Below are 19,424 nucleotides of genomic sequence, written 5' to 3'. Positions count from 1 at the left end.
ATATTTTAATTAATATTTTAAAATATATGAAGTTTGCAACGGAGCGTCTAAACAGTTCTTTTATAGATGAATGACAAGCGGCTGCTGTGAATGTTTGAGGGAAACAGAAATGGGAATAAAGGATAAAAAAACTGAGAAAATGAAGGTGAAACAAGTAAACAAGCAGGCACCGCGAGCTTCCGTGCTGTCGCAAGAAATTGTTCGTCTTATTATTAAGATAACAAGCGTGATTGTTTTTGGGTTTTTGATTTTGCAATTTGTTTATGGCTTCGCTCGCTACCCAGATGATTCCATGACCCCGGCTGTGAAGGCCGGCGACGTGCTCTTGTATTATCGGCTGAATAAGAATTATACGTCTTCTGATACAGTTATTTTGGAATACGAGGAGAAATTACAGGCGCGACGAGTTGTTGCCATCGAAGGAGATACCGTGGACATTACGGAGGAAGGCTTGATCATCAATGACAATTTACAGGTGGAAGCGCAAATCTATGAAGAAACATTGCCGGACCAAAAAGGGATCGAATACCCTGTGACCTTAGAGGCAGGCCAAGTATTTGTTTTAGGAGATAAACGGACCGCTGCGGTTGACAGCAGAATCTATGGACCCGTCGAAGTCAAAAATACTTTAGGCAAAGTAATCACTATTTTAAGACGGAGAAGTATTTAGTTTTTGACCCAAGCGGCATTTGAATCGCTAACTATTTTTTTGCAGGAGGAAAAGGATGAAAAATTTTTTGAAGAGGCTAATGGTCGGAGTAGCAACAATAAGTGCAGTAGCAGGAGTAACGCTCGCTGCAACGATGGAGGCAGAGGCGGAAGATACCTATGACGCTGCTGTTTTGACAAAAGAGCTAAAAATACCTGAAGGAGTGATCGTTCCGAATCTTACCTTCGATTTTACAGCTGAAAAATTAGGAACGGAAGATGCAGACGGAAACGTTACGCTGGATTCGAAACAGCCTGATTGGACTATACCGTCGATTGAATTTAGTCAAGACGCCGGAAATCCAGAAAAAGGGTTAGTGGGTGACAGGGTTGTTAAAGCGACAGAGGATTTAATGAGTACGATAAAGGGATTAGCATTCGAGCATGCGGGTGTCTATCTTTACAAAGTGACAGAGGTAGATCCTAATAAATCAGCTGATATCATCTCGCATTATTCTGCTGCTGAGTACACTGTTAGGGTCTATGTAGAAAATAATGACAGCGGTGGGGTTGATGTTAAAGGGATCACCGTCTTAAAAGAAAAAGATGACGCTGGCAATGACGTTGGCAACAAGGTAGATCCAACGCCTAATCCGGGGGATTATGGCGGCAGCGAGTTTCGCTTTATTAACGAGTTTTGGGATGAAACAAATCTTGAGGTAGAAAAACAGGTTAAAGGCAAATCGGCCGACTTAACGAAGGATTTTAATTTTGAGATTACATTGAACATGCCAACAGCAGTCTCAGCTCCAGCGGGACATAAAATCATGTACCAATTGCCAGGTGAATCCAGCGCAACCCATGAATATGATGGAATCAATCCTATCAGCATAAAATTGAAACATGGCGAAAAAGTTATTTTTGCCAATTTGCCAGTGGGTGCGACATATACAGTCGTTGAAAAAGCAGCGACGGGTTACACTCCAACAGCAGAAGTCACTGGGCGAGGCACTCATGGAACAGCAGACGCCGGAACAGCGGGAACGGATTATACCGTAACGATTGGATCGGAGACTAAGCTATTAGTAGACGCTGAAGATTTAGGGGCGGCGACCCCGATCAAAAATACCACTGTCGTTACTAATGAATTGAAGGAACCAAGCATTACCGGTGTCATCACAGATAACCTGCCGTTTGTTTTGATGATCGTGGTCGCAGGTGCAGGCATTGTTTTCTTAACACTAAATAAACGTCGCAGAGCGCAATAAAAGCATGACGAAAACTAAAAAGGAACAGGAGCAGCATTCGGTTTCTTTAGGTGTTTGGCTGTTGCGTAAAGTTAGTGATTTAATTGATCGCATAGCAGTAATAGTTCTATTGCTGCTATGCGCATATGGAATTTACGGCATGTGGGACACGAATCAGCTGCTATCCAATGCCCAATCGACTGAGGTACAGCAGTACAAGCCAGAAACGGATGACAGTCTTTCTTTTCAGGAATTGAAAAAGATCAATGATGAAGTGATTGCTTGGGTAACCGTTTATGGAACAAAAATCGATTATCCTGTCACCCAAGCCGCTAACGATCAGAAGTATGTTCATACGAATGTATTGGGCGAGTATTCTTTGGCCGGTAGCCTCTTTTTAGCTAAAGAAAATGCGGCGAATTTCTCTGATTTTAACAGTATTATCTATGGGCATCACATGGATAAAGAAGCCATGTTCGGCGGTCTGGATAAATTTCGGGGAAAAACCTATTTTGATCAACATCAATATGGCAATCTCTTTTATGACGGAAAAGATTATGGAATCGAATTCTTTGCATTCATTCAGGGCGACGCCTATGACTGGCAGCTGTATAATCCAGGGGTTCAGGAGATAGCAGCTCGTGAATCCTATTTGTCGTATGTCATGGAACAAGCAAATCAAACGAGGCTGGTTGAAGTTAGCGGTGAGGATCGGATCGTTTTGTTAAGCACTTGCGCTTCTGAGCCGACGAATGGCCGGCATATTTTGATCGGGAAGTTGTATGCTGAACCGTTCGATGATCCCTTTTATAAGGAAACGACAGATACCCCCTTTTTGGGGATTGATCCTCAATCATGGTGGAGGAGGCTTCAAGCCTTGCCAAGCTGGATCGGCGGTCTATTTTCAGCGATATGGATTTTATTAGTAGTCAGCTTGTTTTTAAGAAGAAAACAAAGGAAAGAAAGGAGTCGGGAAAATGATGACTAGTCGAAAGCGTGAAAAATATTTGCTGGTTTTTGCCTTTCTGCTTGTCGGCCTGTTCTTTCCCTCGTCGTCTTATGCTCAAACGACTATTCAAATACCGTTGGAGCAAATCTTTAAGGTCACTTCTGGCAAGCCGTCTCAGGAAGAACAGACAGGTGTCTATCTTCTGGAACCGTTAGAAGCGGCAAATCCCATGCCGAATGATGTGCAAAAGTACCAACTAGAGCTTTCAGGTAACGAAAACGGGATGATCGAAGGCTTTGATTTTTCCCAAGAAGGGCTTTTTTCTTACAAGCTTTACCAGCAAATTCCCACAAAAAAAGCAGGGGTGACTTATGATACTCAAGAGTATCTGATCACCGTTTTTGTGACGAGTTCCGCCGACGGGGTGAATGCGGAGGTAATCGTCAAAAATAATCAGAAGCTGAAGGTGTCTGCGGCGGCATTTACGAATACCTATTCTGCGAGGAACAGTTCTGAGAGCAGCGAACAGGAAGAAGCAAGTGCGGCTAATGCTTCCTTACCAGATACAGAACGAACAGAGAAGGCCCCAGATGCTTCGGAACAGGAACGCCGCTTACCTCGGACGGGACAGCTGGCAGAAAATAGTTGGTTAATCGGCTTGGCGGTACTAATGATGGTTTATCTTCTTTACCAGCGAAATCAGCGAGAAAATAAAGATGAATAAGATGTCGATTCAATTTTGGTTGGATCGATCTCTTATCCTTTTTTCTGAGAACATGACAGGTCGTCCTGTTTCCATAAAAGAGGATAAGAATTGTATTGAGAAACAAGCGAGGAGGGTGGATGCAATGAGGCGTAAAAAGCGGCGGAAAAAAATCTCAAACGGGCTATCAATTTGGCTGATACTCATGCTTTTTTTAGTGAATGTTCCCTTCTCAACGATCTATGCGGAAACCATGGAAGCAACTTCCGCAATCGCAGATACTCAAGAACCAGCACAAAGTGTATCATCGTCTCAAGAATTTCAAGCTGAAGAATTGCAAGGAATCACTGATTCGTCAGAGCCTGCAGAATCAGAGAGGCAGGAAGAAAACGAGTCGACTACTGAAACGGCTCCGTTAGACGAAAATGAAGAGGACGATGCTGATTCACTGCATCAAGCGCAGTTTGACCTATCGGAAGAGGCGTATCAAGTTTATGATTCCACGAATGGGTTACTTAGTTCCCATGCAACGTTAAAAGCCGCGGTCGATGCTTGTAATGCTGGAGGGGCAGGTTCATATACGATCCTAGTAACAGGTGATGACTCCGCGCAGGGGGAGGAGGCGACGATTGAAGCTGGTATTCAGATAACTTTGACCTCAGCTTCAAGCACGCCAGTTGTTATCAATCAGCAGATCGCGGCAAAGCAACGGCATGTGATCGTCAATGGCGGAAGTCTTACCTTAAAAAACATTATTCTTTCAGGAGAAGGAAAGCTCTTTGATGATTCTGACTGGGGCGGAACTAATGGCGGTATAGAAGTAAAAAAAGCTGGCAGTTTAACTGTTGATGAAGGCGCGGAGATCACTGAGACTTTTGGCAATAGAGGCGGCGCGATTGAGGCAGCTGGCAGCAGCAAAGTCTACTTAAAAAACAGCGGTAAAGTCCATTTAAATCAGTCGAGTGATACGGGCGGCGGCATTTATGCGGCGGACAGTACAGTAGAACTCTCAGGAACCAGTAGTATCTCACAAAATATTGGACAATGGCGTACCGGCGGCATCAACCTAAGTAATAGTTCTCTCGTCATTAAGGATGAAGCGGCGATTGCTGGAAATACGGCTAAACATAATGAGGCGGGCGGTATCAAAGTTGAAAACAACAGCAGTGTGACTATGAATGGCGGCAGTATCACAGCGAATAGTGTCGATGACGGCGGCAACGGCGGCGGCATTTATATTACCGGCGGCAGCCTGAACCTGACGAACGGAAAGCTTCAAGAAAATACCGCTAGTGAAGCTGGCGGCGGGATCTATGCGCTGAATGCGGTGATTACTGCAGCAAACAGTGCAATCAATCAAAATACAGGAAAAGACGGTGCCGGAATTTATAGTAAAGACGGTTCTCTTGAATTAAGCGGGAGTACGGTTCAAGAAAATAGTGCAACACTAGATGGCGGCGGTATTTATACTATAGATAATGCGATCATAGTAACAAATAGTAAAATCAGCAAGAATACAAGCGCGACTAGTGGCGGCGGTATTTTCATGCGGGGCAAGACCCTTGAAATGACAGGGGGAGAAATTAGCAGCAATATTGCCAGTAACGATGGTGGTGGTATTCGTGCTACAAGCGGAGCGGAAATAACGATATCGGGCAAGACTAGCTTGATCCATGGAAATGATGCTGCTTACGGCGGCGGTATTTCAGCCAACGAAAACAGCAAGATTACGGTGACCGACGGAACGATTAGTGAAAATACAGCCAAACAGCGTGGCGGCGGTGTCAATCTGGACGGAACGGAAACGACTTTTACAATGACGGGCGGAGTAGTCAGTACCAATACCGCGCTTCAATCTGGCGGTGTTTTGGCGGATAAAGCCACCGTAGATATCAAAAGCGTCGCGTTCACAGAAAATCATGCGACAGGTAATCAGGCAGGCTCAGGATATGGCGGTGGGATTCTCGTTGAAAATAGCGGGAAAGCAACGATCGCTGATAGTACATTTACCGACAATACCGCTTATGACGGTGGCGGCATCTTTGTCAGTGAAAATAGCCAAGACTTAAAAATTACTAATTCCGCGTTTACCGGCAATCGAGTTCGACATCATGGCGGCGGGATCGTGGCCAATCGAACCACGACAGAAATAAACAAAGTCACTATCGAAAACAATCACGCCGATCGCTATGGCGGTGGCATAAAAATTAGTGATGAGACGGAACTGACAGTAATCGATAGTGAAATCAAACTGAATACGGCGAGATATGGTGGCGGACTTTCTGTTAACAGCGGAAGTAAAGTCGCGATGACTGATACAAATGTTGTCGGCAATACCGCGCTACATATTTCCGATGAAACTGCCGAAGGAGGCACAGAAGAAGACAATAAAGGCGGCGACGGCGGCGGAATAAATATTGATTTGCCTAACACTGTGTTTACCATGACTGGCGGAGAAGTAGCAGGAAATACTGGAGAAAGCAGCGGCGGCGGGCTGTTTGCGACAGCTCAGGCCAAATTCACTTTAACGAATGTATCTGTCCGTGATAATACCGCAGTACTAGCTCATGGCGGCGGGATCTTTCTCAAGGTCTCTGCTGAAGGAGAGCTTATCGACAGTGCTGTTGAAGAAAACAAGGCAGCTATCAATGGCGGCGGGATTCGTTTGGAGGATCATGGAAAACTGACGATTACTCAGAGCAGTGTTAGTAAGAATACTGCGCCTTATGGTGGCGGGGTGTCTGCGAATAGCGGGAGTACAATCAGAATGACCGGTGCTGCTAGTAAGATAGCGGAGAATAAAACGACTCACTTCGGCGGCGGTGTCAACGTCGATAACGCAGACACCACATTTACGATGGAAAATGGGTCTATCGAAAATAATCCAGCCCGTAATGGCGGCGGCGTCTTCGCCAGTGCTCATGCTCAATTTATTATGACCGGCGGAACCATTACAAAAAATACGGCGGTCAACAACGGAGCAGGTTTGTATCTTCAAGCATCTGCAAAACTACACGTCTCCAACGGAACAATCTCATTGAATGTGGCAGATAGAAGCGGCGGCGGGATTTTTACCGAAGATTATTATTACGCATCACCCGTGGATGCGGCTGCACATTATAAGAACATTACGATTATCAGCCCGGGAGTTGTTAGTGAGGACAATCGTTCTCAGGCAAAGCAGCCTTTGCCTGAAGTAAATGGAACACTGAATTTTGATAAAGACTATCTGAATGATTATCAGGTCAATTATTTTCCAGATTCAGTAAAGATCGTCTATGACCCGAATGGCGGAGTAGGGAATCTTTATGAGGAACGCTACCATGATGGCGCGGAGCCAGTGGTCGTTCCGATTCTTTCGGAAGAAGATCTGAATTATCAGCCTCCGCTGGATAATCCTGAGTACGTCTTTTTATACTGGTGTGAAAGCAGTGATGGGCAAGGGAAACGATATAGTACTGGCGGCACAGATACGATTACGATGGACGGTGATAAATACCTTTACGCAATTTGGGGACCGCCGACGACACTTTCGGGAACGGTCTTTCTTGATAAAAATAAAAATAATTTTTATGACTTGAAGGAAGAATTAGAAAATCGAGAAGTGACGTTGTATAAGAAAGATGAAGTCACGCAAGAATACGTTGCTATTGAAACAACGTTTACGAATCAAGATGGGAAGTATTATTTTGCGGTAGGAGATAAAGCCTCCTATAAAATCTCTGTAAAAAAAGTAGATGGCGAATATGGGAAATACGGCTTTACTAAAAAGGGAACCACGGAGCTTAACAGTCATGTAAATCAAGACGGTTTCTCCGATCCATTAACGATTGATATTCAAAATGAAATGAAACCAATTCTTAATGCCGGCTACATTGAGTCGGTTGTCGTTACAGGAATTAAATTGGACACAGCAAATTGGTGGGTTTATTTGGTACTCATCGTTTTGGGTGGGCTTGTAGTTAACCGATTCTATCTATTGCGGAAAATCGGATAAACTAACGAGGTGTGACAGAAAATTTCGGCCTATTTCCAATAACGCTGTTTCGGGTTCACTGAATAATCGAAAGAAGGAGTTGTGACGAGATTTTTGTCACAGCTCCTTTTCGTCGTTTATCTATTCATGCAGCTCCAGCGGCAAGCCGTCTGGATCGAAGAAAAAGGTCATCTTTTCACCAGTAAAGTCATCGGTCCGCAACGGTTCACATTCAATACTGTGACTGCTTAAATAAGCAACAGCAGCTTCGATATCATTCGTTTTAAACGCTAAGTGGCGTAATCCCGCAGCTTCTGGAAAGCTGGGGCGTTTTGGCGGATTTTGCGGGGCGAAGATTTCTAACTCCGCGTCGTTCAGCTGCAAATCCAATTTATAATCTTGGCGCTCTGGGCGGTAATTCTCACGGATGATCGGTAAACCCAGCACATCGACATAAAACTGGCGCGCCTTTTGGTAATCAGAGACAATAATCGCGACGTGATGGATTGCAGAAAAATCTGGTTTTGACATGAGCGTGTCCTCCTTGTTTTTCTTGATCGAACCCGCTTTATCGGCAAAAAGCTGAAGGGCTTCGACAAGTCTTTCCTAAGTATAAGCTAGTTGGAATAAAAAAAGTATGTTATACTCCAATCAATTGAAGAGAAACATTTGGGGTGCTTTATGGCTGAGATTATACCCATGGAACCTGATGCAGTTAAAACTGACGCAGGGAAATGTAGCTAACGACTGATTGTACCCGACCATTTTATTTTGGTTGGGTTTTTCTGTTTTTCTTAGGTATCTTGATCTCGTTGTTTCTCATGGAAAGGAGGATTAACGTGGAGAAAAATAAAATCCATAAATTGACACTGCTGGCTTTAATGATCGCGTTGGATGTTGTCTTATCACCATTGATGCGGATCGAGGGGATGGCGCCAATGTCTAGTGTCATGAATATTGTGGCCGGAGTGTTGTTGGGTCCGGTCTATGGAACACTCATGGCTTTTGTCTGTGCATTGATTCGAATGACGATGTTGGGGATTCCGCCGTTAGCGTTGACGGGTGCAATATTTGGCGCCTTTTTTGCAGGATTGTTTTATCGATTAGGCGGGAAACTAATTTGGTCGATGCTGGGGGAAGTATTTGGAACAGGTATTTTGGGTTCATTATTATCCTATCCGGTGATGGTGTGGTTTACTGGCAGTCAAAGTGATTTGTATTGGTTTATTTATACGCCGCGTTTTGTCGGTGCGACGCTGATCGGTTCGGCGATCGCGTTCGTCGTATTGGTGAAGCTGCAGGAAACAACGATTTTCAAACGTTGGCAGCGCTTATTTTTGAGTGAGAGGATGTTTGGATGATCAAAACGAAGGTTTCAAACGTATTTCCATTGGCAGATGCGCCGTTGGTTCATTGTATAACTAACGAGGTCACCTGTGAAACGGTGGCGAATGCCTTGCTGTATATCGGTGCTAAGCCCATCATGGCCTCTGATCCAAGAGAGTTCAATGAGTTGTTTCAACAAACGGACAGTTTATTGCTGAATATCGGTCATTTATCAGAGGAGCGGGAAGCGAGTCTGATTGCTGCGGCTAAGCTGGCGAATAGGGGACAAAAACCGAGTGTTGTCGATCTGGTGGGCTATGGTGTCAGTCAGACTCGTGATCAGGTCGGGCGTTTGTTGATTGCGGAAAACCCTACTGTGGTGAAAGGCAATATTTCCGAACTGCGTAATTTTTGCGGCTTGCCAAGCCATGCTCGTGGAGTAGACGGCAGTGAGCTGGATCAAGGTGAAGCAGCACTCGAAGAATTATCCGCAGCACTGCAGCAAATAGTCAAACGCTACCCCAAAACGACTTTTTTAGCGACCGGCAGCCAAGACATTGTGGTCGATCAAAAATGTATTCGCCGCTTAGCTAACGGAGTGCCGGCGTTGGATCGATTCACTGGTACAGGTGATATTGTCGGCGCGATGATTGCTGCTTTATTAGGATGTGGAGTAAAAACAGCGGAGGCGGTTGTTGCCGCGGTCAGCTATTTTAATCTTTGTGGAGAGCAAGCCGGAGATGCGATCGGTTTAGCCGCTTTTCGCCAAGAAACATTGAATCAACTTTCGATCTTAATGGAAAAAGACTGGTGGACTGAAGTGAAAGGATGGGAAAAGCAGTGGATTTAACTTTGTATTTAGTAACAGGACGTTATGATTTTAGCGACGAAGAATTTTTAGCGGTGATCGAAGAGGCCTGTAAAAATGGCGTAACTCTAGTTCAATTACGTGAAAAGGAATTAGTGACTGGGAAATTTTATGAGCTTGCTTTAAAAGTCAAAGCCCTCACAGATCAGTATCAGATTCCTCTGATCATCAATGATCGAGTAGATATTTGTTTAGCTGTCGATGCGGCAGGAGTACACATCGGCGATGATGAGCTGCCGGTGGCGGTCGTTCGCTCGTTGATTGGGCCAGAAAAAATCTTAGGCGTTTCGGCGAAAACAGTTGAACGTGGGGTAGCAGCCGAAAAAGCGGGAGCAGATTATTTAGGGATTGGCGCGATGTTCCCTACGAAAACCAAAGATACTCCGCTGACGACCAAAGAAACGTTAAAGGCTATTAATGATGCGGTGACTATCCCAAGTGTGGCAATCGGCGGAATCAAAGAAGAAAATTTGACTGATCTTCGTGGAACCGGCATCGCGGGTGTCTCGATCGTCAGTGAGATCATGCGGGCGCAGGCTGTAGGTGAGAAAGTCCGCCGTTTAAAAGAAAAAATTACTGAAGTATTCGTGTAATTCAGTACCTTAACGGAATACGAATGGGAAATTTATCTTTGAAAATCCCTTAATATGAATTTGGAGGCATAGGAAATGATTAATCAAACACCTCAGGTCGTAACGATCGCTGGTTCTGACTCTGGCGGCGGCGCAGGCATTCAAGCAGATCTTAAAACATTTCAAGCTCGAGAAGCCTTTGGCATGAGCATCATCGTGGCACTTACTGCTCAAAATACGTATGGTGTGCAGAACAGCATGGCGATCCCTAGCACATTTATTGAAGAACAGTTTGATTCCCTGGCAGCTGATTTTGCGATCGGAGCTGCAAAAACAGGAATGTTAGCTGATGTGGAACGAGTGGAGACCGTTGTAAAGAAATTGAAGCAGGTCGACTTTGGCCCATTGGTCGTTGATCCAGTGATGGTGGCTAAAGGCGGACACCACTTACTGCAAAGTGATGCGGTGAAAACGATCAATCAGAAGCTATTGCCGTTAGCTGCGATCGTAACGCCTAATTTGCCGGAAGCAGAAGTAATCATCGGGCAGCGGATCGTTACAGATCAGGAGATGGTTGATGCGGCCAAGAAACTGCAAGCTTTCGGTGCACAAAATGTAGTCGTAAAAGGCGGTCATAGTGAAAACAAAGACGCAGCTGATTTTGTTTTGCTGGCATCAGGAGAAAACTTCTGGATGAGTGCTCCGAGAGTAGCTACAGCTAATACCCATGGCACGGGCGATACCTTCTCTGCTTGTATCGCTGCCGAGTTGGCTAAAGGAACCGAATTAAAAGAAGCGATCATTATGGGGAAGAAATTTATTCAAGCAGCTATCAGCCAGCCGATTTTTGTTGGGCATGGTCATGGGCCGACGAATCATTGGGCTAAGATGCTGGATGGTATCGTGATCAAATAGAAGAGGTTGTAACAGAAGCTACTTCAGGCATACCGTTTGTTCGGAAAAGGAGCTATGACAAGATTCTTGTCATAGCTCCTTTAATTTGCCTTCAAACAAATAGCCTGTCCCTGTTCTTGCAGATGTGCGACATGCTGTTCACCCCAGCTGCACAGGTTATCTAAAATATTTGAAAGACTGCGGCCGTAGTCGCTTAATGAATATTCTACTTTGGGCGGGACTTGCTGATAGACCTTGCGATCGATGATATTGTCCTCTTCTAATTCACGCAGCTGCTGTGTCAGCATTTTTTGACTGATGCCGGTGATGCCGCGTTTCAGATCACTAGGACGCATCGCTCCGTGACGAAGATTGCAGAGAATGATGGGTTTCCATTTTCCGCCGATTACATCCATGGTCGCCTCTACACCGATCATATATTCACGATTCTCCAAAAAAAATTTCCTCCTTAAAACCTTGATATGAATCAAAAGTTACTAAAAAGTACCTATAGTACAAAGAAGTGGGTACTTATCAAAAGGTCATCAACAGTATATAGTATCTTCTCGTAGGTTACAACTATTATTTGATGTCGGGCTTCATGAACAGGCAAAGCCGAATGGGTTCATGGAACCTTTCTGAGGAGGAACAAAATGGAAAAGAAAATATCACCAAACTTAACCTTACTGGCTCTCGCAATTAATGCGTTTGCGATCGGGTCAACCGAATTTATCAGCGTTGGTCTTTTACCGATGATCGTTAAAAGCTTCAACGTCACGTTAGCTCAAGCGGGCTTGACCGTTTCTTTATATGCATTAGGGGTTACGATCGGCGCGCCATTGCTGACGGTATTAACAGGAAAATGGAATCGTCGAAATTTGATGCTGGGGATCATGCTGCTGTTTATCAGCGGGAATTTGTTTGCGGCCTTTGCGCCAACTTTTTCGATTTTGCTGCTGGGTCGAATTTTGGCGGCGTTAGCTCACGGAATCTTTATGTCTGTTTCAACAGTCATTGCCGCGGATGTGGTAGAACCTTCGCGCCGCGCAAGTGCGATCGCTATTATGTTTACAGGTTTAACAGTAGCGACCGTTACGGGCGTACCATTAGGAACATTTATTGGTCAGCAAACGACCTGGAATATGTCCTTTATCTTTATTGCGGCGGTGGGTTTATTGGGCCTGATCGCCAGCAGTTTTTTAGTTCCGCGGCATTTACCGATTCCCGGCAAAGTTGATTTGAAAGGTTTTTCTCGTATCTTTACTAATAAACCGTTAGTGATGTCCTTCTTGATCACGGCCTTTGGGTACGGCGGAACTTTTGCCGCATACACCTATCTGTCACCAATTTTGGAAGGATTCGGTTTTTCAGCAAGCGCGGTTGTGATTATTTTGATCGTGTATGGTGTGATAGTCGCGATCGGCAATACCGTCGGCGGACATTTTGCCAATGAAAAGCCATTAGCCTCATTGATCAAAATGTTTGCTCTTTTACTGGCTGCATTGGTGTTCTTATTTGCGACAATCTTAATTGGAAATAATCGTTTAGGTTTATTGGCCGCGATGCTTTTAGGTTTATTCGCCTTCATGAACGTTCCTGGACTGCAGCTATATGTGGTGCAATTAGCAGAAAAATACGTACCGCAAGACATTACCTTAGCTTCAGCGCTGAATATCGCAGCCTTCAATATCGGAATTACATTGGGTTCAACTGTTGGCGCACAAGTTACTGGAAAAATGGGGATCACCTATACACCGATTTTTGGTGCGGGGATCGTTTTGTTGGCAATCCTCTTAGTTATGCAGGTGAAAAAAAGTGAATCACCTGTTGCGCTAAATGACGCTGCTGAATGTAAAGAATAGTTGTTTATAGACAAACGAAAGCCGTGACCACTTTGAAGTCACGGCTTTCTATTTTTTATTTGTTTTTCCAGACCTGCGCCAAAATGTCCTTAAAGACTAGAAAAGCATCCTGATCGTTGTATCCATAATCCTTTTTCAACCGCTTCAGCATGTCTGTTATTTGAGGAATATAATCATCCAAATGAACATCTTTTTGATACGCTGCTAAAACAGGATATTTGTCCGCCCAGACAGTCGTCCAATTGATTTCTTGCTGCTTTTCTTCACTGGTCTTGGCGATCACTTCCTTGATATCGTTCAAGTCTGGATCAAATTCGATCAGTTCGTCTAAGGAAACCTTGTAGGCAGCGGCCAATTTTTTGGATTGGTTGATATCCGGTAGGGTTTCATCGAGTTCCCACTTTGAAATCGTTTGTCTGCTCACACCGAGTTTTTCCGCGATATCTTCTTGGGACAGGCCTTGTTTTTTTCGAGCGTTGAAGAAATTATTTCCTAGTGTCATCGTTCATACCTCCAAACTTGATACCTTAAGTTTATCAGGATATGTCATGAATGCCAGCGAATAGCCACTGAACTTTAGCCCGCTTTCTTACCATTATCCAACGGCAGGTTTTTTGCGGAAATGAATCAGACATGCGATAAAAACAGCTAACAATAAGATCAATAAAACAATTAACGAAATTTGCGAACCGGTAACTGTCGCAGCGATGAAATCAGGTTGGGATTGCTGCGCCAAATTGATGATCGTTGCGACGATCGCTGTTGCAACGGCACCAGAGAATTGCTGTAAGGTATTGAATAACGTATTGCCGTCCCCGTATTCGTCTTCTGAAAGCAAGTTCATTCCAGTCGTCATTAGGTTGCTGTAAGAAAAACCGATACCAATCATATAAAAAACATGACCTGCGACAAAACCGAGCAGCAGCGGCGAACGTAATAATAAGGTCAAGGCGATCCAACCAATCGTCGCGAAGCTCAAGCCAAGCAGGATCGGTTTTTTTGAGCCGAAGCTGTCTAAAACACGGCCGGAGATCGGTGCCAAAATCGCACCAACAGCCGCTCCAGGCATCATCACAAGACCAGCAATAAAGGCATCTTTACCTAAAACGATTTGGATAAAGTTAGGCAAGACAAAGGAAATGCCTAAAAGTAAAAACTGACAAACTAAGAAGCCGCATAAGAATAAGACAAAGACTTTATTTTTCAAAACGGTAATCCGGACTAACGGATGTTTTCCACGAGTGGCTTGGCGATAGAAGAGCACGAGTCCAGCGATTCCAATCGCTAAAGAAACCAGGCTTATCCAACTGCCGATTTGATTTAGGAACATCAAGAGTCCGCTGAACAGCAGTGCCACACCAATCAGACTTACGATATCCAGGGCACCAGTTTTCTTGACCGGCATCTCTGGAATAGCATACAGACCGATTACTAACGAGATGGCCAGGACCGGCAATAAAAATAAAAAGATCGCATGCCAAGAAAGACTGGCGGTCATGATACCGCCATACGTTGGACCAATCGCTGGGGCGATCGAAGTCGTCAGTGTACCGACGCCCATCATAGTTCCGCGTTTATGCATAGGCGTGAAATTCAAAATAATGTGGAACATCAGCGGTAGAGCAATACCTGTACTGATTCCTTGGAACAGCCGTCCGATCAATAAAATACTGTAAGAAGGCGACCATAGATCAATCATTAATCCCGCGATGAAAAAGAGATTCGCGACAATAAACAATTTACGGATCGAAAAATTTTTCAATAAATAATTGGAAAATGGCACCATGATAGAGATCACTAAGAGATAAATAGTCGTGACCCATTGGACCATACCAGTGGAGATCCCAAACTGTTCGATCAAGGTGGGAAAGGTCACGTTCATGGCGGTCTCGATCAGAACGCCGGCAAAGGACATGATCCCGGTGGCAAGGACAGCTAGCAACAAATGGATTTTCTTTTCTTTCATGTAATAACCTCACTTTGTTTCTACAGATAACGTTACGTTGTGTGACTATCGCGTGTCCGGTTCTGAGCTGATTTTTACTGAAATAGCGGATGGGTGAAACAGGAAGAAAAACGGAAAGCTGAACGTATTTTTCAAAAATCAGAAAAATACGCCTATTATCACCACGCCTATGATCCAACTAAACGTCTCAGTATGTCAGTAATATTAATACGAAATGAACGCCCCACTCACTAATAATCCTGCAAAAAGTTGAACTCGCAGCTACCTCAGACAGCTGAACGCATTTTTCAAAAACCAGAAAAATGACTCCTATATTCGACACGCCTATCATTTTACTAACCTACTAAAGCAGGAAGTAAAACTGACAAAAAAAGAGAGAGGTGGTTTCTAAATTAATAGAAACCGCCTCTCTCTCGACACGCCAAGCGTGTTATCTGTACGATTTATTCACAAAATGCATTGTAAAGCTTTTTTTGGTCAAGGTCAAGTTTAGCGTTGAATTAAAAAGCTGATAATGGCGAAAAGAGCGATGTGCGCAGGATAAAAAACATAAAAGAAATTTCGCATGCTGCGGCCTTTCTCACCATTGTATAGAATAATTGGAATCACAGCTAAAAGCATCATCCATTGATAATTCATCGTAAAGGCATACTGGATGCCGCCGCCAAATATCAATGTAATCGCAGCAACTATAACTACGGCAGCTACTTGTAAAGCCTTTTTTCCATGGAAAAGGTAAAACATGACCGCCAATGCAACAAATAAGATGCCGCCTTCAGTGAGCAGCAGTGTTGGAACAAGCAAGTTAAAGGCTTGGAAAAACAGCATTCCAAATGTTGAACCTAGTAAAGTATTGTTAGACAACAATACTATAGATAATATGCTTAACAGTGTTGGAACAAGGAACCAAACCAATCCTTTAGTAAATGTCTCCCTTTGCTTAAAGTATTCGCACGCCTGCATATAGACGGTTCCTAAAAAGAGCGTACCAAAAATATTATTGATTACGATGGCATCACCGATTGCGAAATAATGATTTAGAATCAAGTTGATGATTCCCATTAACCAATACCCCGCTAATAAACGAAACATATATTTTTTACGATTGCTTGTGTGGATAAACCCTTCTGAACTTTCAAATAGAAAAAGTGGTGCAGCGATTCGACCAATCCAGTGAAACCACATAGGTACCCCTAAAGTCATGAAAAATTCTGCGAGGTGATCGATCACCATCGTCACAACCCCTACAATTTTTAACTGGAAACCAGTCTTTCCCTTATTCATTAAAAAACTCCTCTCGATGTCATCCGTTCTTCGTCACGTGAGTAGAAGAATGAGATGTGTGCGAATCCAATCTTGAAATTTCGCGTCTAGCTAACAGTCTCTTTAAAAGAGAGATAGTTGCAATTTGGCTAACTAGATTTCTAAGATAGCAAAACTTTTTACTACGCACCATTTATTGAGCCCACAATCAACTTACAAAAATGAGAGGTGAACTGTCAGAAAATTCTTTAAACTTATTGACAACTAAAAGAACCTCCGTTATCATTACAATCATAAATTAATTTAAATGCCATTTAAATTTAATTTTCAAAAAGGAGAATTTCTATGAACGCGACGACTACGACACAAATGATGATTATTATTAGACTGAGGACTTGAGACTTGTTTTGAAAAAAACAGTTTGAAGTCCTGTTTGACATTTGTTGAGTGGGATTCTCCAAAGCATCCCGCTAAGAAATTAGTGAGATGCTTTTTTTGTTCATCCTGCTCGGTATTGCAGCGCGAGGGTGTACGTAAAAGTAAAGGGAGTAGCGTTTTTCAAAAGTAGTGAGGCATCAATTGCTAAAGTCGTTCTAATTAAAAAGGAGTGGGAAAAAATGGAAAACAACGTAACTAAGGTGAATTTTAAAGAATCATCGATCTACACAGTCGAAACAACGGAGGCGCCAAAAGCAATTGGTCCTTATGTTCAAGGAAAAGTCGTGAATGGCATGTTGTATGCTTCTGGTCAAATCGCGTTAGATCCGACAAGCGGAGAAATGGTCGGCGAAACGATTGAAGACCAAACGTATCAAGTGTTACGGAATGTCGGCGGACTTTTAAATGCGGTCGGGGCGGATTATGACCAAGTGGTAAAAACGACCTGCTTCTTGAAGAATATGTCCGATTTTGTGGCCTTTAATCAAATTTACGAAAGCTTTTTTGATAATGAAAAGCCTAGCCGTTCATGTGTCGGTGTTGCTAATTTGCCAAAAGAGGCCTTGGTAGAAGTAGAGATCGTGGCGGTGGTGGAGTAAAAGAAAACAGAGCGGGAAAAGCCCCCGTTCTGTTTTTTTAAATATGCAAAATAAAAATAAATACGAGCGCAGCAACAGTCTGAACGGCACCGACGGATAACCCGTAAAGCAAGAAGCGCGGGCCTTCTTTTAAGAATTTTTTGAAATCTAAACGTAAACCGATTGCCGCCAATGCGGTAGTTTCGAACCATGTACTGATAAAATGTGCGCCATCACTAAAGAGTGCAGGTAGAGTAAAGAAACTATTGATGATGCAAAAAATTAAAAAGCTGGTGACATACCATGGGATCGGAAATTTTTTCTTCGCTCCTTTGGCTGCTACTATACCATCACGTTGAGCTTTGCGCTCGAATAAGAAAACGACGACCACTAGGAAAATGATGCGGGTGATTTTAAAGAGCATCGCATATTTAACCGTTTCTGGATTGACCAAACTGGCTCCGGCGACAACTTGACCTACGGATTGTAAGGTTCCGCCAAGCAAAGCACTTTTACTTAATAAGGCATCACCGTACAGAGACATTCCTAAAAAGGGTAGTGTCAGCATCATCACGGTTCCCAGCAAATTAACTAATGTAATAATCTGCCCTTTTTCTTCATCGTTTGCTTCGATCGAAGGGGCAATCGCACCGATCGCCGATGATCCGCAAACGGCATTCCCGCCGGCCATCATCATAGCCATCTTTTTATTGAAGCCCAGTTTGCGGCCGATCCAATAGGCTCCGATAATGACAGTCGTCATGATCAATAGAATGAAGAGCAATCCTTTGATCCCCATCTCTCCGATCGTTTGGAAGGTCACCGTGAAGCCCAGTAAGACGACGGAATATTCCAATAAACGACTTTCGGAAAATTTAGTACCCGCTGCTAGAGCCGGCTGCTTAAACAGGGTGTTTCCTAAGACGATCCCTATTAGAATTGCTAAGGTCGCGCCACCTAATTTTGGTAGGAATAACGCCAATAATTTCGCCAAGATTGCTACGCCCAAGGATAATCCCAGGCCGGGCAAGATGGGTTTAGATTTTGTGTAAAAGTTAGTAAACATGTTAGAATCCCTTTCTTGTTAATGATTCGGATACAAAAGACTTTGCATAATGGCTGTTTCCTCTGAACGATGAAGAAAAGATAACGCTTGTTACATAGTATCGCTTCTTACGTAAAGTTCAAACGATTTTCATTTGCATAACAAATTATAACCGATTGCTTTCATTATTATAATTTATTGATATAATACCTTAGATAGAAAAAGTTAATGGAAGTGATTGCGATGTTTAAATGGTTAGAAACTTTCAGAGTAGTATATGAGACAAAAAACTTTTCTAAGGCTTCGGAGATTCTATTTATTTCTCAGCCGACAGTTTCAGCTCAAATTAAGCAGTTAGAAAATGAATTTGGTACACAATTATTCATCCGCAGCGGGCGGAAGGAAGTTCTGGTCACCCCGCAAGCGGAGATACTATATGAACGTGTCGTGGATTTGATGGATGATTGGGATAAGCTGTATCAAGCGGTTCAAACGAATCAGCAGCAAACGGTTCGTTGCGTGATCGGCGCTTCCCACACCTTTGCTAATTATGTCTTGCCGGCACTCTTGATCCAGCTGCAACAGAATTTTCCGCAAATTCGGTTTAGTGTTCGAATGATGAATTCGTTAGAGGTTTTACAAGCGGTGGAACAACACACAGTGGATATTGGGTTTATTGAAAAACCTTTATCTGCACCAAGCATCAAACGATTTTCGTTGATGGAAGACCAGCTGGTCTTGGCTGGGGACACAGAAAAAGGACCGTGGCTGGTGCGAGAAAATACTTCGGGTGTTTATTATTATACGAAACGTTACTTAGAAGAAAAGGATATAGCAGGAACTATCATGGAAATTCAGAGCAATGAAGTTATTGTGAGCTTGCTGAAGCAGGGGTTTGGCTGCTCCATAGTTTCAGAGCGGGCAGCGGAAGAAATCGCGCATCAAAGACTGGATGACAGCTATAAGCGCAATTTCTATTTGATCCGGCGCAAAGCCAATTCTTCTGATGCCATCGAAAAATGTGCCGATTTCATCTATGAATGGAGCAAACACTAAAATACAAAAAGCAGGAATCATTTTTTTAAAGGA

At 43.6% G+C, this 19,424-nt stretch carries 18 protein-coding genes and 1 riboswitch; of the genes, 12 read left to right on the top strand and 6 right to left on the bottom strand.

Features of this window, described 5'->3' with window-relative positions; genetic code table 11:
* The first annotated feature begins 109 nt into the window (after positions 1-109).
* The 5 genes from lepB (at position 110) to IGI38_RS23120 (ending at position 7,544) form a co-directional block, all read left to right on the top strand.
* Positions 110-670, top strand: coding sequence for a signal peptidase I (lepB, locus tag IGI38_RS23140; protein ID WP_438734315.1), 561 nt, complete (start codon positions 110-112; stop codon positions 668-670).
* 55 nt (positions 671-725) lie between these two features.
* Positions 726-1,916 (top strand): DUF7601 domain-containing protein, encoded by a 1,191-nt coding sequence (locus IGI38_RS23135; protein WP_438734313.1) that lies wholly within the window; start codon positions 726-728, stop codon positions 1,914-1,916.
* A 4-nt stretch (positions 1,917-1,920) separates the two neighbouring features.
* Positions 1,921-2,883, top strand: a complete 963-nt coding sequence (gene srtB, locus IGI38_RS23130; RefSeq protein WP_438734311.1) for a class B sortase — start codon at positions 1,921-1,923, stop codon at positions 2,881-2,883.
* Positions 2,873-3,568, top strand: a complete 696-nt coding sequence (locus tag IGI38_RS23125) for a Spy0128 family protein (protein ID WP_438734310.1) — start codon at positions 2,873-2,875, stop codon at positions 3,566-3,568. Before srtB ends, IGI38_RS23125 begins: the two co-directional genes overlap by 11 nt.
* A gap of 124 nt (positions 3,569-3,692) precedes the next feature.
* Entirely contained in the window at positions 3,693-7,544 is a 3,852-nt protein-coding gene (locus tag IGI38_RS23120) for a beta strand repeat-containing protein (RefSeq protein ID WP_438734308.1), read from the top strand.
* A gap of 120 nt (positions 7,545-7,664) precedes the next feature.
* Here IGI38_RS23120 and gloA2 read toward each other — a convergent pair whose 3' ends face one another.
* Positions 7,665-8,054, bottom strand: coding sequence for an SMU1112c/YaeR family gloxylase I-like metalloprotein (gloA2, locus tag IGI38_RS23115; RefSeq protein ID WP_438734306.1), 390 nt, complete (start codon positions 8,052-8,054; stop codon positions 7,665-7,667).
* A 129-nt stretch (positions 8,055-8,183) separates the two neighbouring features.
* Positions 8,184-8,273: riboswitch (TPP riboswitch) on the top strand.
* Between the two features lie 71 nt (positions 8,274-8,344).
* Between gloA2 and thiW the strand changes: the two genes are divergently transcribed.
* The 4 genes from thiW (at position 8,345) to thiD (ending at position 11,204) form a co-directional block, all read left to right on the top strand.
* Positions 8,345-8,884: an energy coupling factor transporter S component ThiW gene (thiW, locus tag IGI38_RS23110; protein WP_438734305.1), complete on the top strand. Its 540-nt coding sequence runs from the start codon at positions 8,345-8,347 to the stop codon at positions 8,882-8,884.
* Complete coding sequence (locus tag IGI38_RS23105) at positions 8,881-9,699, top strand: hydroxyethylthiazole kinase (protein ID WP_438734303.1); 819 nt, start codon at positions 8,881-8,883, stop codon at positions 9,697-9,699. Before thiW ends, IGI38_RS23105 begins: the two co-directional genes overlap by 4 nt.
* Positions 9,678-10,310: a thiamine phosphate synthase gene (gene thiE, locus IGI38_RS23100; protein WP_438734302.1), complete on the top strand. Its 633-nt coding sequence runs from the start codon at positions 9,678-9,680 to the stop codon at positions 10,308-10,310. Before IGI38_RS23105 ends, thiE begins: the two co-directional genes overlap by 22 nt.
* A 75-nt stretch (positions 10,311-10,385) precedes the next feature.
* Complete coding sequence (gene thiD / locus IGI38_RS23095) at positions 10,386-11,204, top strand: bifunctional hydroxymethylpyrimidine kinase/phosphomethylpyrimidine kinase (protein WP_438734300.1); 819 nt, start codon at positions 10,386-10,388, stop codon at positions 11,202-11,204.
* Positions 11,205-11,284: 80 nt separating this feature from the next.
* Here the strand turns inward: thiD and IGI38_RS23090 are convergent, their stop codons facing one another.
* The gene (locus IGI38_RS23090) at positions 11,285-11,638 is read right to left on the bottom strand and encodes a winged helix-turn-helix transcriptional regulator (protein ID WP_438734298.1); all 354 of its coding nucleotides are present in this window, start codon (positions 11,636-11,638) and stop codon (positions 11,285-11,287) included.
* 198 nt (positions 11,639-11,836) lie between these two features.
* On the opposite strand from IGI38_RS23090, the gene IGI38_RS23085 reads away from it, so the two are divergent.
* The gene (locus IGI38_RS23085; RefSeq protein ID WP_438734296.1) at positions 11,837-13,045 is read left to right on the top strand and encodes an MFS transporter; all 1,209 of its coding nucleotides are present in this window, start codon (positions 11,837-11,839) and stop codon (positions 13,043-13,045) included.
* 55 nt (positions 13,046-13,100) lie between these two features.
* Here the strand turns inward: IGI38_RS23085 and IGI38_RS23080 are convergent, their stop codons facing one another.
* From IGI38_RS23080 to IGI38_RS23070, 3 genes are all read right to left on the bottom strand, one after another.
* On the bottom strand, positions 13,101-13,547 hold the full coding sequence (locus IGI38_RS23080) for a helix-turn-helix transcriptional regulator (protein WP_438734294.1): 447 nt from the start codon (positions 13,545-13,547) through the stop codon (positions 13,101-13,103).
* A 93-nt stretch (positions 13,548-13,640) separates the two neighbouring features.
* Positions 13,641-15,011, bottom strand: a complete 1,371-nt coding sequence (locus tag IGI38_RS23075; protein WP_438734292.1) for an MFS transporter — start codon at positions 15,009-15,011, stop codon at positions 13,641-13,643.
* Positions 15,012-15,500: 489 nt separating this feature from the next.
* Positions 15,501-16,295, bottom strand: a complete 795-nt coding sequence (locus tag IGI38_RS23070) for a TraX family protein (RefSeq protein WP_438734290.1) — start codon at positions 16,293-16,295, stop codon at positions 15,501-15,503.
* Between the two features lie 596 nt (positions 16,296-16,891).
* On the opposite strand from IGI38_RS23070, the gene IGI38_RS23065 reads away from it, so the two are divergent.
* A complete protein-coding gene (locus IGI38_RS23065) occupies positions 16,892-17,311 on the top strand; it encodes a Rid family detoxifying hydrolase (protein WP_438734288.1) in 420 nt (139 codons plus the stop codon).
* A 37-nt stretch (positions 17,312-17,348) separates the two neighbouring features.
* Here the strand turns inward: IGI38_RS23065 and IGI38_RS23060 are convergent, their stop codons facing one another.
* Positions 17,349-18,356 (bottom strand): YeiH family protein, encoded by a 1,008-nt coding sequence (locus IGI38_RS23060; RefSeq protein ID WP_438734287.1) that lies wholly within the window; start codon positions 18,354-18,356, stop codon positions 17,349-17,351.
* 222 nt (positions 18,357-18,578) lie between these two features.
* Here IGI38_RS23060 and IGI38_RS23055 point away from each other — a divergent pair, with 222 nt between their 5' ends.
* Entirely contained in the window at positions 18,579-19,391 is an 813-nt protein-coding gene (locus IGI38_RS23055; protein ID WP_438734285.1) for a LysR substrate-binding domain-containing protein, read from the top strand.
* The last annotated feature ends 33 nt before the right edge of the window (positions 19,392-19,424 follow it).

It is taken from the genome of Enterococcus sp. AZ128, assembly GCF_051714485.1.
Taxonomy (GTDB): Bacteria; Bacillota; Bacilli; order Lactobacillales; family Enterococcaceae; genus Enterococcus_A.
Note: the sequence above shows the minus strand (reverse complement) of the source record. Positions and strands in the feature narration are given on the sequence as shown.

Excerpts from the sequence above, each read along its gene's own strand:
- lepB (WP_438734315.1), top strand. The coding sequence starts at position 110 with ATGGGAATAAAGGATAAAAAAACTGAGAAAATGAAGGTGAAACAAGTA.
- IGI38_RS23135 (WP_438734313.1), top strand. The coding sequence starts at position 726 with ATGAAAAATTTTTTGAAGAGGCTAATGGTCGGAGTAGCAACAATAAGT.
- srtB (WP_438734311.1), top strand. The coding sequence starts at position 1,921 with ATGACGAAAACTAAAAAGGAACAGGAGCAGCATTCGGTTTCTTTAGGT.
- IGI38_RS23125 (WP_438734310.1), top strand. The coding sequence starts at position 2,873 with ATGATGACTAGTCGAAAGCGTGAAAAATATTTGCTGGTTTTTGCCTTT.
- IGI38_RS23120 (WP_438734308.1), top strand. The coding sequence starts at position 3,693 with ATGAGGCGTAAAAAGCGGCGGAAAAAAATCTCAAACGGGCTATCAATT.
- gloA2 (WP_438734306.1), bottom strand. The coding sequence starts at position 8,054 with ATGTCAAAACCAGATTTTTCTGCAATCCATCACGTCGCGATTATTGTC.
- thiW (WP_438734305.1), top strand. The coding sequence starts at position 8,345 with ATGGAAAGGAGGATTAACGTGGAGAAAAATAAAATCCATAAATTGACA.
- IGI38_RS23105 (WP_438734303.1), top strand. The coding sequence starts at position 8,881 with ATGATCAAAACGAAGGTTTCAAACGTATTTCCATTGGCAGATGCGCCG.
- thiE (WP_438734302.1), top strand. The coding sequence starts at position 9,678 with ATGGGAAAAGCAGTGGATTTAACTTTGTATTTAGTAACAGGACGTTAT.
- thiD (WP_438734300.1), top strand. The coding sequence starts at position 10,386 with ATGATTAATCAAACACCTCAGGTCGTAACGATCGCTGGTTCTGACTCT.
- IGI38_RS23085 (WP_438734296.1), top strand. The coding sequence starts at position 11,837 with ATGGAAAAGAAAATATCACCAAACTTAACCTTACTGGCTCTCGCAATT.
- IGI38_RS23080 (WP_438734294.1), bottom strand. The coding sequence starts at position 13,547 with ATGACACTAGGAAATAATTTCTTCAACGCTCGAAAAAAACAAGGCCTG.
- IGI38_RS23075 (WP_438734292.1), bottom strand. The coding sequence starts at position 15,011 with ATGAAAGAAAAGAAAATCCATTTGTTGCTAGCTGTCCTTGCCACCGGG.
- IGI38_RS23070 (WP_438734290.1), bottom strand. The coding sequence starts at position 16,295 with ATGAATAAGGGAAAGACTGGTTTCCAGTTAAAAATTGTAGGGGTTGTG.
- IGI38_RS23065 (WP_438734288.1), top strand. The coding sequence starts at position 16,892 with ATGGAAAACAACGTAACTAAGGTGAATTTTAAAGAATCATCGATCTAC.
- IGI38_RS23060 (WP_438734287.1), bottom strand. The coding sequence starts at position 18,356 with ATGTTTACTAACTTTTACACAAAATCTAAACCCATCTTGCCCGGCCTG.
- IGI38_RS23055 (WP_438734285.1), top strand. The coding sequence starts at position 18,579 with ATGTTTAAATGGTTAGAAACTTTCAGAGTAGTATATGAGACAAAAAAC.